This window comes from Coleofasciculus sp. A1-SPW-01, assembly GCF_040217205.1.
In the GTDB taxonomy this organism is placed as follows: domain Bacteria; phylum Cyanobacteriota; class Cyanobacteriia; order Cyanobacteriales; family Coleofasciculaceae; genus Coleofasciculus; species Coleofasciculus chthonoplastes_A.
This window is the reverse complement of record NZ_JAVJNP010000105.1, coordinates 1-13552: the sequence shown is the minus strand read 5'-3', so window position 1 is coordinate 13552 and position 13552 is coordinate 1. Positions and strand designations below refer to the sequence as shown.

The following is a 13552-nucleotide window of genomic DNA, read 5'->3' as shown; positions in this document are numbered from 1 at the left end:
GGAGCAAGGGTACATTTTCCCTGAGCAAGGTGATGCCATACTTAGGAAGGATGCTACCCCATTTCCTGGCACTTTATCCACTGTCCATACGCCTCAAAGTATTGATGGATCAGGGTTTCCGGGTTGTGCAGTAAGCCCTACAATAAGTTATTTTTTAACTCCCCAGGCCGGATTCGAACCAGCGACCAATCGGTTAACAGCCGACCGCTCTACCACTGAGCTACTGAGGATCATGACTTCAACGCTTGCCACGATTACTTATCTTACTCAGTAAAGGGATGATTTGGCAAGTCCTCTGGCAAAATTTTTTTTAGAGCATCCGCTGTTACGCCTTCGGTTTTCCAGCCCTACCTGTAATTTTTCGGCATAAAAAAGGCTGAAACCCCTTTTGTTAAAGCATTTTAGCTAATACTGTTTCTTGCCTTCATTGCCGATGCGTCAAGCAGCGCGATCGCGGATCTATACTCAATCGAGATCAACTCCCCCTGTTTTGATCTGTAGGGAGTCTTGTGGTGGGGAGAGGCAATAGGGAAGCGGATAATAGGGGCTTAGTGATATAGCAACCGCCATGGCTGTTAGGACACATCATTTATGTAGAGACGCGCCATGGCGCGTCTCTACAATGGTGCTTAATCTAATTGTGCGATAATGTTCAATACATCACCAGGATGGTCAACTAAAAAATCAGGATTGTATTGGTTTAATACACTGAACGAATTAAATCCCCAAGTTACGGCTATCACCTTTATGTTGATCTTCTTGGCGGCGGAGATATCTCGCGTTTCATCTCCTATATACATAAGAGACTTAGATTGAATGGAGTGATGGTCGATCAAGTTTATTAAAGCGCGTGATTTACCAAAGATTGAAGGTTCTGAACAAATAAAACTAAAAAAACAGTCTAACCCATGTATATTTAAGAATTTTCTAACATTGTCTTCGCTATTTGAAGTTAAGATACCGATAATTTGTTCTTTATTTTTCAACTCTTTTAACAAATCAGGGATTCCAGCAACAGGCTTTAGAAATTCAATATCCTGATGCAATTCTGATTGAATCCGCTTCAGCAAAAAAGGAATCTTGAATAATGGAACTCCTGATTCTTTAATAATCTGGCGAGCGCTTAAATTTCTAACTCTCTCAATATCTGATGGCATTAACGGTTTATATCCAAAGTCGTCCGCTAAACGATTCGCGATCCGGACGATTGCGTTGAAAGTATCCGCTAAAGTGCCATCAAAATCAAAAACAATGACTTTTATACTCATGAGTTGGCTCCGACAATTGACAATAACCGAAATGTCAACAGATGCCTCAAAATTCATCTAGACATCCTGCTAAAACACCAACGTCGGAACATCTCAGTTTCTTGTCCAAGATTTTTCCGAATTCCGTAAGCGTAGGATCTATAAGCTGTTCGGTATTTAAACCTTAATATCAATAAGGGCAATGGCGCAATCCTTGTAGTGCGTTTAGCGAAGCCATGCCGCAGGCTTTGCATCTTGCTCGCTACTAATACCCAATTTAAATGCATGACAGCTTAGTGTAGGGAAAGATAAAAAACTTGACATGAAAGCATGAAAACCAAGTAAAATCCGGGTTGTAGGGATAAAGGCTGGGGCAGATAGCCTGATCACTACAGCCACTGGCATGGGCAGAATGACTGTATGATAAACGTTAATGGCTGAAAAACTCAAATGTTTCAGAAATTTACTGAAGTCCTAAATTATATTGCTAGTCATCCAGACAACTTTAGGGAAGCCCTAGGGCAACATCTGTTATTGGTACTCGTACCACTGACAATCAGCTTGGTGCTGGGTTTACCGTTAGGGCTGCTGAGTGCGCGATCGCGAACTGCCTCAACTGTCTTGATTAATACCGTCAATGGCTTACGAGTCATTCCCAGTTTAGCGATTTTATTCGTTGCCATTCCCTATTTAGGGCTAAGTTTCAAATCGGCGGCGGTAGCGTTGACACTTTTAGCACTACCACCGATTTTGATCAGCACAGATGTCGCCTTTCGCAATATTGAACCCACTATCATCGAAGCCGCCAAAGGGATGGGGATGTCCCCCCGGCAAATTCTGCAACAAATCGAAATCCCGTTAGTCTTACCCGTAATTATTGCTGGGATTAAAACCGCGACAGTCGAGGTGATTGCCAGCGCGACTCTGGCTGCTTTTATTGGCGCAGGGGGATTGGGCAGTTTTATTGTGTTGGGGTTTGCCCTTTATGATCAAAGTATTTTATTGGTGGGTGCTATTCCTGTGGCAATTTTGGCATTAGTGGCGGAGGTGAGTTTGACTGCTTTACAACGATTGACATCCTCACATAGCGCGTAAGAGATAAAGATGGTACAGACACCTGCTAGTCGAGACACTGAAACCCTATCGATTGAATTACCCAAGGCGATTGGGTTATACGTCACCCAGGAACAGTTTGCTGCTATAGTCGCAGCCAATCGCGACTTGAGACTGGAAAGAAGTGCAAAAGGAGAGTTAATTGTGAACCCACCAACAGGCTGGGAAACTGGAAGACGCAACCGTAGCCTCACCGGACAACTTGATCGCTGGTACGAAGAAAATGAGGATTTGGGTGAAGCCTTTGACTCCTCAACTGGCTTTATTTTACCCAATGGTGCAACTCGCTCTCCTGATGCCTCTTGGGTGAGTCGGGAACGTTGGCAGGCGCTTACTCCGGAACAAAGAGGAACCTTTGCTCATATCTGCCCGGATTTTGTGGTTGAGTTACGCTCTAGTTCAGATACCCTCAAGTCTGTGCAAGATAAAATGAGGGAATATATCGACAATGGCGCTATATTGGGATGGTTAATCGATCCGCAGCAGCGACGGGTGGAGATTTATCGAGCGGGTCAGGATGTGGAGGTGTTGGAGAATCCGGCTGAGTTGTCCGGTGAAGACGTGTTACCGGGTTTTGTTGTGAATCTGCGTCGATTGTGGGATTGAAAATGGTATTAAGCTGTTATGCATTTAAATGCATGATAGCTTAAAGCGATAGTACCAGTATTTTTTCGTTTACCGACACAACCTGATTTTTCTTTAGATTTTGTTTTAGAACAAATTACTCCCTCGATTTCATAGAGTCTGAACAACAAAAGGCAGTCACCTCATTAAGATGCAACAACACCTGATCCAACTCTTTTACAAATCTCCTCTCCCAATCAACCCTCACTCATCAGCTTGATTTTTCGTTGCGGATTCGATAGCCACTGTAATCCTAGCAAAATACCATTTAAAGCAAACGCCAAAATCGCCACGGTAATTGCCCCCGCCCAAATCTTATCGTAGCGACTCTGAGACACCCCATCAAAGAGGAGTACCCCCAATCCTCCCGCCCCAAATTTAGCACCAATTGTAGAGATCGCGATCGCGACAATTGTTGCCAAACGGATTCCAGCAATACCAATGGGTAAAATTAGGGGAATTTGTACCCACCACCAACGTTGCCAAGCATTCATCCCCATCCCGCGTGCGGCTTCTAAAATTTTCGGATCAATCGATTGTAAGGCGACTAAAAAATTACGGACTAGAATCACCTGGGTATAGAGAATCATTGCCACCACGACTGATTGGCGATTTAAGCCCAAAAGTGGCACAAGCAGAATAATTAGCGCCAAACTGGGTATGGTGTAGAGGATACCCAGAATTCCTAAAATGGGGATATTCAGCCAACGGTAGCGCGTGATCAGTACTGATAAGGGAAGCGCGATCGCCACCGCAATTAGTACGGCTAAACTCGTCATCTGGAGATGTTCGAGCAGTAATTGAATAATATCTTCAGGATTTCTAATAATATAGTTCATCAGGAGTCAGACAAAATTAAAGTGGATGGTGGAGATTAGGTAACAGGAAATCAGGAAATAGGGAACATTAACGTGATTATCGGTTTTTTCATGGTTATTTCAACTCCAATAATTCGGGAAAGCATCCAGTAGCTAGAGTTGCGCTCCTTGTCCAGACTTACTTGTTAGGGAAGTTTGCCAGGATGTCGCCTAACCATTCAATTAAAAATTGACACTAAAGCTATCATTTCAGCCTAAAATGCAATTGGATTCAATGGAAGATAAGCATGTGCCGATTACTGGGCTACCTAGGTTCCCCTCTCCAACTTGATCAGCTATTGTATAAACCTGAACGTTCTCTGGTTGTCCAGAGTTACTTGCCACAGGAGATGACATCGGGTGTGGTTAATGCGGATGGATTGGGCATTGGTTGGTATCACTCAACCCAGGATGTTAATCCATTTACCTACAAAAATACGCTACCCATCTGGAATGATATTAATCTACCGGAATTGAGCCGTTATGTGGAATCTGACTGTGTACTGGCGTATGTTCGGAGTGCGACGCCCGGTCAAGCTTTAGACATGGGAAACTGTCAACCCTTTCGTCGCGATCGCATTTTATTCATTCACAATGGTTTTATCGAACGGTTCCGCCAGACGCTCTATCGACCGATTCGCGATCGCCTGAGTGATGAAATTTACCAGTCAATCCACGGTACAACCGATTCTGAGCATATTTTTGCCCTCCTTGTCAATGAAGTGCAAACGGTTGCCGATGCTTCCTTAGAGACAGCCTTGTCGCAAACCTTGAGCCAGTTAATCCAATTAGCCCAATCCTATCAAGTCAACTTTTCTGCCAATATAATTCTCAGCGATGGGCATAGCCTGGTTGCTAGTCGCTACGCATCGGGTAGTAGTGCGCCCACCCTATACTGGTTACGGGATGATCCTAATTACCCTAACGCTGTCCTGGTTGCCTCTGAACCCTTGTTTGCGGGGAATTGGCACAGTTGCCCAACCAATAGCCTGCTGGTGGTTAAAGAGGATTTGGAAGTTTGCATCAATCAATTCTAAAGAACGGATAATGTCATGGAACTTGACCCATTCCAGAGGATGCCGATGCACCGCAATCTCAATGCCGTTGAAGTTTGTGTTATTCTAATAAATACCTACCATCTCATTTTTCTCAACCCAGCGCTCTCTCACGCTCGGGTTTTCTTAGATGTCTAACTAAGTCGAATAGGCATAGGTTGAGTTCTATAGCTTAGCTCTTAAGATTAGTTTGAGATAAGTCCAGGGTATTTTTTTCAGGCTTAACTATCTTTTAACAGTATTGCGGAATCCCGTTATCTGGAAGGATTCTAGCATTCTATATACCTGCACTTATCGCCTCATACCCTAGGTTTATTCATTCATACCCTGCCGAAGACAACTCCTGATTAGCCACGCCAATCGGGAAATTGACCCTGAAGACAGGCAGCGATTTCATCGTTCCAGTCGTCTTCTATTTGGGTAATCCACGCCTCAAACTTATCCTCAGTTTTTGAGTTGAACATTTTGTACCGTAATTTTAACGACAATTTATCTCCGTGCTGAGATTGGTTATGAGAGAGTTGGTAATAAGTCATTATTAATCTTCCGATAATTATTAATTAACTAGAAGTCACTGATTTTCTAAACTTCCTTTAACAAATATATTGAATTGTAAAGAAAAGATCTAGGCATTGGGTAACACAACCCAGGTGATGATTGGCGAGAAGAGGGGTGATACTGTATGGTCTGGATAAGTAATTTCAATGCAACGTCAGCGTGACTAGACAGAATCCCTTTGGTGAGCGAGGTCACAAATTTTACCTCTGCCTCTTTACCCAATCCATCGGAAACTTTTTTGATCAACTGGATCTCCTCAACTGTAAAATCGGTAGATCAGTGGGATGAGATCCTAGAAAGCAGTTAACGGCGGTTAACGGAGTTTTGAATCAAATGGAACAACATCAGAAATCAACGGTTGTAATTACGGGTGCCTCGTCAGGGGTGGGTTTATATGCTGCCAAAGCCTTGGCGCAACGGGGAAACTGGCATGTCGTGATGGCTTGTCGGAATTTAGAGAAAGCCCAAAACGCTGCCCAAGAGGTGGGTATGCCGGAGGACAGCTACACGATTATGCATATCGACTTGGGTAGCTTAGAGAGTGTGCGCCAGTTTGTAGCTAAATTCCGGGAAAGCGGCAAATCCTTAGATGCCTTGGTGTGCAACGCAGCCATCTATATGCCCTTACTCAAGGAACCTCTGCGATCGCCAGAAGGTTATGAGTTGAGCGTTGCCACAAATCACCTGGGACATTTTCTCTTGTGCAATCTGATGCTAGAGGATTTGAAACATTCCTCGGCTGAGTCTCCCCGGCTGGTTATTTTAGGAACGGTGACTCACAATCCCGATGAATTGGGTGGGAAGATTCCACCGCGTCCAGATTTAGGGCAACTCAAGGGGTTTGAAGCGGGATTCAAGGAGCCTCACTCGATGATTGACGGCAAAAAGTTTGAACCCGTCAAAGCCTACAAAGACAGCAAAGTCTGTAACGTTCTGACCATGCGAGAACTGCATCGGCGCTATCACGAGTCAACCGGTATCGTCTTCAGTTCCCTGTATCCAGGATGTGTGGCTGATACACCCCTGTTCCGCAATCACTATCCCTTGTTTCAGAAAATCTTTCCCTTGTTCCAGAAACACATCACGGGTGGGTATGTGTCCCAGGAGTTGTCAGGTGAACGGGTTGCTGCTGTCGTTGCCGATCCTGAATATAGCCAATCTGGTGTCTATTGGAGTTGGGGGAACCGACAGAAGAAAGATGGCAAGTCCTTTGTGCAGAAGGTTTCTCCCCAAGCCCGTGATGATCAAAAAGGGGAACGGATGTGGGAGTTAAGCGCCAAGTTAGTGGGAGTTGCTTGATCGGAGACTAAGCTGTCACCCATTTCAAGTGGGAATGGGTTGCGAGCAAGATGCAAAGCCTGCGGCATGGCTTCGCTAAACACCCGACAAGGATTTCACCATTATTGACAGGTTGAAATACCAAATAGCTTAGGTGTTACCGTTCCTCCCAACCACATAATGAGTCGGGGTGATTCATAAATTGCCCCGACTATAATTTTGGAAAAAATTGGTTAGTCTTTGGACATAAAATATTAAGAAATATTAACAAGTGTCAACTTCTGACTGTTCTCTATTCCCCGTTTCCTGTGGCTTTGTCCATGTCCTGACGACTTAATCGCATAAATAATACAGTGTATTACGAAATCGTTGACAATTATTGTATCCTTTTCTACCATAGTGAATATTCCTTCTAAAGAAGGTGACTTAGATGTATTACAGCAAGGGAATTTACTCTCACAGCTAGAAGAAAATCCCATTGCTGTGAACGATTGATGTTGACGATATTTAGATAGGGCGCATTTACCCAACAAGCCGTTAGGTTGTTCAAGCTTTGTGTTTTTAATCTAGACAAAGTTTTGTAGAACGGCAAAATCTGTTTGAGTGGAGCAATTCGTTGAACAAGATGGCTCTACGCGAACAGTTACTGGTAAGTGAAACTTTAGTGATAGCAGATGGATGTTAGGGTGCATTTTCAAATTCAGGTGACGTGTTTGATAAGGGTCTTTATTTAATCAACGCCACTGATAGATAAGAATGCGCGATCGCTTTTAATTCTCTTTCAACAAGAGAGGGCGATCGCCTTTTTTTGGTTATAGCAGTAGACACATCGATTAGGACTTTCGGCACCATTGTTCCAGACGCGCCATGGCGCGTCTCTACATAGGGCTTGCTGCACAAGTCGAAAACCCTTATATTTAAAGGACCCTCAGGAGTTTTCCGGCTGAGGGAGTGCAAGAAAATAAGATAGGATTTGTGAAAAACCTAGCATCATAGCGAGCGAGACGCTCGCACTACCGTTTTGTTCTTTCCTCCTAAACTCCTGAACTCCTGAACTCCTGAACTCCTACTCCCTACTCAAATACTTATTCAGCAGACCCTACATAAATGATGTGTCCTAACCGCTATGGCGGTTGCTATAAATGTCCAGGATGGGAGGTTGAGTTGGATTCGCCGAGCGAATAACCCGACAGGGGTTTCCTACGGCGATAACATTGGCGGGAATATTTTTAGTCACAACGCTACCCGCACCAATGGTTGTGTGATCACCAATGGTGACACCTGGACCAATAATTGCACCGCCACCAATCCAGACATTATTGCCAATTTTAATCGGTGCAGCGAGTTCGCGTCCCGTTAATCTTTGGGCGGGATCAGTGGGATGATAGGCGGTATAAATCTGGACATAGGGACCACACAACAGGTTATCGCCTAAGTGAACTGTATTACAGTCGAGAATTACACAGCCATAATTCAGATAGAGATTATCGCCAACATAGATATTACTGCCATAATCACAGTAAAAGGGAGGACTAATTTGAGGATTAGATCCCAGCTTGCCAAATAAGTCTTGTAAAAGGTGCGATCGCGTTTCTATTTCGTCTTCGGTTGTCGCGTTGTACAAGCGCGTGAGATGACAGGCTTGATTGTGTAATGCTTTTAATTCAGGGTCAGATGCTAGATATAGCTCTCCCGCTAACATCTTCTGTTTTTCACTCATCAGAAACTAACAGTTGCCTTCTACTCTACGAATCGTTTTAAAATTTGAATCACCCGATGCAGTTGGTTCTCACGGCGAGTTGAAAGGGTAAATTTATCGGATAAATCATATTCTTTTTGCTGAGAGTCTAGTTTAACAAAAAGGTAATCTTCTCCGGTGGTGATTAAACCATAAGCGGGATTCTCTGTTGTCGGGTTAGACATCATGTAGGCGAGGGTTTGGGGTAAAGCCTGCATCACACTAAAACCATAGCGTTTGGTTTCTAAAAGGATGAGCCATAGTCTATCCTGCATGACTAAAATATCGATGAGTCCCTCTAGGATTTGGTCTTTGTCTTCGATTTCAATTTTGATGTATTTCTCTCCTTTGATGAGATAGGGGGGATCGTACAAGCCTAATAATTCTAGAATGGGAGCAATTATAATCAGATTTACGGTACTTTCGGTAATCGCACCTTCGGCTTGATAGTAACGATAACGAGTTCGTAGGCGATCGCACGTTTCAATTTCCCCTAGACTGAGTTCTGGCAATGGTTCTAGCCATTCGGGGAAGAAGGTGGGGTTGGTTGTCGGCTGCAATTGAAAGGTTTGATGCGCCTGGTTTAAGTTTGTAATTGCTTTGGTAACACCAATAACTTGGGGCATGGCATAGATTTGAGATAAGGGGCGATTTCTCTGGGGAGTTGGCGACGCCTGGGCGTTCTTTTATTTTAGGGGTGATTGTTAACCTGTAAGCCGAATCGGGGCGCTGAATCCTGATTTTCTGGGATAGGGCTTGGGAACCAAGCCCCTACGAGGGTTGGTGCTAACTGAAAACTCGGATTCTGAATCCTATATCCTCTACAGGATAAGGCTTGCGGCGGAATGGCTTAACGGGTACGATGCTTTGATTGGGAAGGGGTTGGGGTGAAACGTTTAAGATTTGATACGAGACTCTTGTCAAATTCCGCTAGGCATTGGCTAGATTAGGATATCTTTTCGGTGTTTTCCCGATGAACTCAGTCCAACTCGGTATCCGTATCCCTACCCATCTTAACCAACGTCTGACTGACTATATTGAACGCACGGGGTTGTCAAAGACGGAGGTGGTGATTAATGCGTTGGCGTCTTACATGGGGTGTAGTGAAGAGATTCCCCTGAATGAACGGGTGGCGTCTCTGGAGGCGAAGATGATGGTGTTGGAGGGATTGGTTAAGGAAAAGTAAGCCAAAACCGTTTGATGTGACCTAATTTTGTCCTCTACAGAACAATGGGATAGCTGGTGAGTAACTTCAATGATTTAATCGAAATCTCTGGGTGTAACAACTCATCCCGCCGGGGGGATGTAATTTTTGTCCACGGATTGGGGGGTACAGCGCGGGGAACTTGGCACCCCCAGGAAAAGCAGGATGATGATAATTTTTGGTGCGCCTGGTTGGGGGAAGATTTACCCGATGTGGGAATTTGGTCATTGGGGTATGAGGTGGAACCTTTTCGCTGGAAAGGAAATTCTATGCCATTGTCAGATCGAGCTACGAATAGTTTAGATCTGTTGGATAGTTATGAGATAGGCGATCGCCCGATTATTTTCATCACTCATAGCATGGGGGGATTGCTGGTAAAGCAGATGCTGCGGAATGCGAGAGACTTTGGCAAGTGGAGTGCGATCGCATCCCAGACAAGAGGGATTGTATTCCTGTCTACGCCGCATTCTGGTGCAGATATGGCGAGTTGGATTAAGCATATTGGTGGGATTCTGCAAACCACTGTCTCCGTTGAGGAGTTGGAGGCGCATCATTCGCGGTTACGAGAATTGAATCTTTTATACCGCAATGATGACCAGTTTAGCCAAATCCCGATGTTAGTGTACTGCGAAACGCGACCCACCAAAGGGATTTTAGTGGTGAATCAAACCAGTGCTGATCCGGGGATTAAGGGTGTGATTCCTGTACCGATGGATTTTGACCATATTTCTATCTGTAAGGTGGCGAGTAGGAAGAGTCAGATTTACCGCCAGGTGAAGCGATTTATCGATAAGAACTTAGCTACGCCATTACCGCCAATAACCCAGAAGGAAAAACAAGGAGACGCGATTCCGATTGAGAGACAGTCTCAAGAATCGCCACCTTGACTGAAGTCGCCCGAATTGGAACGGGTAAAGTTAAATCCGCCTGGTAATAATGAACTAAAATCGTCCCTAACTCGACAAGAGTATCGCAATCGTCAGGCGTTACTTAAGAAAGTCAACAATTTTTGGGTCAAAGGTGTTCTGGAAAAAACCCTCTACAACCAGGTGTTGATTGAGTTGGGATTGGAGGAACACGCTGATGCTGTCGTTTCTCCCTGGAACATGGAATTAGAAACGACTGAGGCGACACAAAAATCTTTACCCAAAGGAACTAAAGTTATTTCTATCTTTGACCAGTTGGGTGAAGGACGAACACTGTTGATTCTAGGGGAACCGGGGTCGGGGAAAACCACCAGCTTACTGGAACTAACCCGTGATTTGCTTAACCGCTCCGAACAGGGTCTAGATTACCGCATTCCTGTCGTATTTAACCTGTCGTCTTGGGCGGGCAAAAAGCAGACGATTGCAGATTGGCTAGTGGCAGAACTCAACAGCAAGTATCAAGTACCTAAGCAAATTGGGCAAGACTGGGTGGAAAAACAGGAACTGCTGCCGCTGCTGGATGGCTTGGATGAGGTAAACGCAGAACGGCGGGACAGTTGTGTTGCAGCTTTGAATAATTTTAATCAAAATTATGCTCCAGAGATGGTCGTTTGTAGTCGGATTAAAGACTACTCAGCCCTCTCTAACCGTCTCAACTTTCAAAGTGCAATTTATTTAAAGTCACTCACTCAAGAACAAGTGGTTCACTACTTGGACAATATAAAGGCTGATTTGACGGGGTTAAGAGCATTAATTGAAGAGGATAGGGCGTTGCAGGAGTTAGCGAAGTCACCATTAATGCTCAATATTATGGTTCTAGCTTATGAGGGAGTAGCCGTTGAAGAGTTGCCGAAAAGTGAAGTTGTGGAAGAGCAGCGCAAGAAGCTATTTGACGCCTACATTGAGCGAATGTTTAATCGTCATACTCGCCTCAAGGTTGAACAACGATACTCGCCAGCTCAATCTATACGTTGGCTGACTTGGCTAGCTCAAACATTAGTTCAGGAGTCGCAAACCGTATTTTTAATTGAGGAAATGCAACCTACACGGTTAACAACTAAAAGAAAAAAACTATTTTATATACTTGGCATTTTCTTAATCATTGAACTGAGTTTTGGACTGAGTTTTGTTCTGCTTTTTGGGCTTAGTGGTGGGCTGATTTATGGGCTGGTTTTTGGGCGGATTGTAGGGCTGAGAGGGGGGCTGGTTTTTGGGCTGGTTGGAGGGCTGTTTGGAGGGCTGGTTTGTGGAATTACCTCTATATTGGACAATGCAAAAATACAAAGATTTGAAACACTGAATTGGTCTGGAAAAGAAGTAAAAAAAATACTGAAAGAAGGGCTGGTTTTTGGGCTGGTTGCATGGCTGGTTGGAGGGCTGCTTGGAGGGCTGAGTTTAGGGCTGCTTTTTGAACCGATTATTGGGCTGAGTTTTGGACCGATTATTGGGCTGTTTGGAGGACTGCTTTCTGGGCTGTTGTATGGGCTGCATTTTGGAATAAAAGGTTCAGCAATAGCGACAAAAACGATTCCCAACCAAGGTATTTATAAAACAGCCCAAAATGCTGGGATTATTGGATTAATCAGTTTGCTGAGTTTGGGGCTGCTTTTTGGGCTGAGTTCGGGGCTGATTTTTGGGCTGATTGGAGGGCTGATTGGAGGGCTGATTTTTGGGCTGATTGGAGGGCTGATTGGAGGGCTGATTGGAGGGCTGTTTGGAGGGCTGATTACGCTGATTCTTGCAGGTGGTAAAGCCTGCATTCAACACTTAACCTTGCGCCTCATCCTTTATCGTGATGGTTACATCCCCTGGAACTACGCCCGCTTCCTTGACTACGCAACAGAACGCATATTCCTCCAAAAAGTAGGTGGTGGCTACATTTTCATCCACCGAATGCTGATGGAACACTTCGCCCAGATGGAACTTGAACGCTAAACCCCCACCGAATAAAGCTTACAAACCAATACCCAACATCACCCTAACTACCATTACTCCCCCGATGCTCCAACGTCAACACTCCCACTGGCGCATCTACGACTAACCGCATCCTTCCCAGCCACTGTAACCCCAGCAAAACATCAGGAATTTCTTCCCCAACATGAACAGGAATCCTGAACTCAACCCCATCAAGACTCACCGTTCCCTCATACAAATCAAACACATCCTGTCCTTGTGCTGTCCGCATAGCTCGATTTCGTTCAATCACCAGCCACCCCAATCCATCGATATCTTGACTATTAACGGCTAACCAACCTGTCGTAAATCCCGTATCCAACAACGCATCAACTTGAGACGCTTCACCCTCGGCTGTAATCAAATCAATCTCAAAAAAAAGCTCACCCATACTGCCAAATCTGCCAGAAATCATATCATGCCGCAGGCTCCTGTCTGATTAATTCGGAATGTCATTAACCAGCCAGTCGGATACTTTTGACGCGCCTTTTCCACCGCCTTATCTTCATCGGGATCAATAAAATAGTTCCCACTATTTGGCTCAATTAGTATAAACCAGTTATAGTAGTCACTAATTAACTCATCCCGGACTCGTTCAAACACCGGGAAACAACGTTGATATCGTGCGTTTCGTTCCGCTTTCCGTCTTGCTAGTTCTTGCGGCGGTATTGTATGTTGAGGAAATATTCGACCCCGACGTAAGGGGCGCTGGGTTTGCTGCTGGGTCATATTATTTTATGTCCAGTTGAATGAACTGTTTGGTATTCAAACCTTCATGTCAATAATGACAAAATTCTTGTAGTGCGTTAATTATGGTTATTTCGACGGACATGATATTACGCACAAACGCCATTTATAGTAGGGGCACGGCAATGCCCATTGGTGTCAACTTAAGCTCAACCCCTCACCCCCAGCCCCTCTCCCACGCCGGGGAGAGGGGAGCAAGAGCATCCGATCCCCCTTCTCCCGTGCAACAAAAACGAAGTATCCTCTGTCATC

Annotated in this window: 15 protein-coding genes and 1 tRNA gene; 7 read left to right on the top strand and 9 right to left on the bottom strand. The window is 44.7% G+C overall.

All coding sequences use genetic code 11. The annotated features are described in order from the left end of the window. Positions 1-158 precede the first annotated feature (158 nt). A tRNA-Asn gene (locus tag RH949_RS16170) sits at positions 159-230 on the bottom strand. Positions 231-629: 399 nt separating this feature from the next. After that, the gene (locus RH949_RS16165; RefSeq protein ID WP_006105655.1) at positions 630-1325 is read right to left on the bottom strand and encodes an HAD-IA family hydrolase; all 696 of its coding nucleotides are present in this window, start codon (positions 1323-1325) and stop codon (positions 630-632) included. A 372-nt stretch (positions 1326-1697) separates the two neighbouring features. Between RH949_RS16165 and RH949_RS16160 the strand changes: the two genes are divergently transcribed. Beyond that, positions 1698-2342: an ABC transporter permease gene (locus RH949_RS16160; RefSeq protein ID WP_006105685.1), complete on the top strand. Its 645-nt coding sequence runs from the start codon at positions 1698-1700 to the stop codon at positions 2340-2342. A 9-nt stretch (positions 2343-2351) separates the two neighbouring features. Continuing rightward, the gene (locus tag RH949_RS16155; protein WP_006105649.1) at positions 2352-2966 is read left to right on the top strand and encodes a Uma2 family endonuclease; all 615 of its coding nucleotides are present in this window, start codon (positions 2352-2354) and stop codon (positions 2964-2966) included. Positions 2967-3181: 215 nt separating this feature from the next. On the opposite strand, the gene RH949_RS16150 is transcribed toward RH949_RS16155, so the two are convergent. Further along, complete coding sequence (locus tag RH949_RS16150) at positions 3182-3823, bottom strand: ABC transporter permease (RefSeq protein WP_446354500.1); 642 nt, start codon at positions 3821-3823, stop codon at positions 3182-3184. Positions 3824-4089: 266 nt separating this feature from the next. Here RH949_RS16150 and egtC point away from each other — a divergent pair, with 266 nt between their 5' ends. After that, positions 4090-4878, top strand: a complete 789-nt coding sequence (gene egtC, locus RH949_RS16145; RefSeq protein ID WP_446354498.1) for an ergothioneine biosynthesis protein EgtC — start codon at positions 4090-4092, stop codon at positions 4876-4878. A gap of 365 nt (positions 4879-5243) precedes the next feature. Here egtC and RH949_RS16140 read toward each other — a convergent pair whose 3' ends face one another. Then, the gene (locus tag RH949_RS16140) at positions 5244-5432 is read right to left on the bottom strand and encodes a hypothetical protein (RefSeq protein WP_006105633.1); all 189 of its coding nucleotides are present in this window, start codon (positions 5430-5432) and stop codon (positions 5244-5246) included. Between the two features lie 355 nt (positions 5433-5787). On the opposite strand from RH949_RS16140, the gene RH949_RS16135 reads away from it, so the two are divergent. After that, complete coding sequence (locus RH949_RS16135) at positions 5788-6753, top strand: protochlorophyllide reductase (RefSeq protein ID WP_446354495.1); 966 nt, start codon at positions 5788-5790, stop codon at positions 6751-6753. A 705-nt stretch (positions 6754-7458) separates the two neighbouring features. Here the strand turns inward: RH949_RS16135 and RH949_RS16130 are convergent. The 3 genes from RH949_RS16130 to RH949_RS16120 all read right to left on the bottom strand — a co-directional run bounded on the left by RH949_RS16130 (position 7459) and on the right by RH949_RS16120 (position 9096). Then, a complete protein-coding gene (locus RH949_RS16130; RefSeq protein ID WP_446354493.1) occupies positions 7459-7632 on the bottom strand; it encodes a hypothetical protein in 174 nt (57 codons plus the stop codon). Positions 7633-7849: 217 nt separating this feature from the next. Next, a complete protein-coding gene (locus RH949_RS16125) occupies positions 7850-8452 on the bottom strand; it encodes a sugar O-acetyltransferase (protein WP_446354491.1) in 603 nt (200 codons plus the stop codon). A 20-nt stretch (positions 8453-8472) separates the two neighbouring features. Continuing rightward, the gene (locus RH949_RS16120) at positions 8473-9096 is read right to left on the bottom strand and encodes a type I restriction endonuclease subunit R (RefSeq protein WP_446354489.1); all 624 of its coding nucleotides are present in this window, start codon (positions 9094-9096) and stop codon (positions 8473-8475) included. A gap of 347 nt (positions 9097-9443) precedes the next feature. Here RH949_RS16120 and RH949_RS16115 point away from each other — a divergent pair, with 347 nt between their 5' ends. The 3 genes from RH949_RS16115 (at position 9444) to RH949_RS16105 (ending at position 12535) form a co-directional block, all read left to right on the top strand. Further along, on the top strand, positions 9444-9656 hold the full coding sequence (locus tag RH949_RS16115; RefSeq protein ID WP_446354487.1) for a DNA-binding domain-containing protein: 213 nt from the start codon (positions 9444-9446) through the stop codon (positions 9654-9656). Positions 9657-9712: 56 nt separating this feature from the next. After that, complete coding sequence (locus tag RH949_RS16110; protein ID WP_446354485.1) at positions 9713-10561, top strand: esterase/lipase family protein; 849 nt, start codon at positions 9713-9715, stop codon at positions 10559-10561. Positions 10562-10780: 219 nt separating this feature from the next. Further along, positions 10781-12535: an NACHT domain-containing protein gene (locus tag RH949_RS16105; protein ID WP_446354483.1), complete on the top strand. Its 1755-nt coding sequence runs from the start codon at positions 10781-10783 to the stop codon at positions 12533-12535. Between the two features lie 43 nt (positions 12536-12578). Here RH949_RS16105 and RH949_RS16100 read toward each other — a convergent pair whose 3' ends face one another. Then, positions 12579-12968, bottom strand: a complete 390-nt coding sequence (locus RH949_RS16100) for an aspartyl protease (protein ID WP_446354481.1) — start codon at positions 12966-12968, stop codon at positions 12579-12581. Further along, positions 12965-13282 (bottom strand): hypothetical protein, encoded by a 318-nt coding sequence (locus RH949_RS16095; RefSeq protein WP_446354479.1) that lies wholly within the window; start codon positions 13280-13282, stop codon positions 12965-12967. Before RH949_RS16095 ends, RH949_RS16100 begins: the two co-directional genes overlap by 4 nt. Positions 13283-13552: the final 270 nt, after the last annotated feature.

Bases quoted from the DNA above. Each gene is read 5' to 3' on its own strand.
- RH949_RS16165 (WP_006105655.1), bottom strand. From the start codon at position 1,325: ATGAATTTTGAGGCATCTGTTGACATTTCGGTTATTGTCAATTGTCGG.
- RH949_RS16160 (WP_006105685.1), top strand. From the start codon at position 1,698: ATGTTTCAGAAATTTACTGAAGTCCTAAATTATATTGCTAGTCATCCA.
- RH949_RS16155 (WP_006105649.1), top strand. From the start codon at position 2,352: ATGGTACAGACACCTGCTAGTCGAGACACTGAAACCCTATCGATTGAA.
- RH949_RS16150 (WP_446354500.1), bottom strand. From the start codon at position 3,823: ATGAACTATATTATTAGAAATCCTGAAGATATTATTCAATTACTGCTC.
- egtC (WP_446354498.1), top strand. From the start codon at position 4,090: ATGTGCCGATTACTGGGCTACCTAGGTTCCCCTCTCCAACTTGATCAG.
- RH949_RS16140 (WP_006105633.1), bottom strand. From the start codon at position 5,432: ATGACTTATTACCAACTCTCTCATAACCAATCTCAGCACGGAGATAAA.
- RH949_RS16135 (WP_446354495.1), top strand. From the start codon at position 5,788: ATGGAACAACATCAGAAATCAACGGTTGTAATTACGGGTGCCTCGTCA.
- RH949_RS16125 (WP_446354491.1), bottom strand. From the start codon at position 8,452: ATGAGTGAAAAACAGAAGATGTTAGCGGGAGAGCTATATCTAGCATCT.
- RH949_RS16120 (WP_446354489.1), bottom strand. From the start codon at position 9,096: ATGCCCCAAGTTATTGGTGTTACCAAAGCAATTACAAACTTAAACCAG.
- RH949_RS16115 (WP_446354487.1), top strand. From the start codon at position 9,444: ATGAACTCAGTCCAACTCGGTATCCGTATCCCTACCCATCTTAACCAA.
- RH949_RS16105 (WP_446354483.1), top strand. From the start codon at position 10,781: ATGGAATTAGAAACGACTGAGGCGACACAAAAATCTTTACCCAAAGGA.
- RH949_RS16100 (WP_446354481.1), bottom strand. From the start codon at position 12,968: ATGATTTCTGGCAGATTTGGCAGTATGGGTGAGCTTTTTTTTGAGATT.
- RH949_RS16095 (WP_446354479.1), bottom strand. From the start codon at position 13,282: ATGACCCAGCAGCAAACCCAGCGCCCCTTACGTCGGGGTCGAATATTT.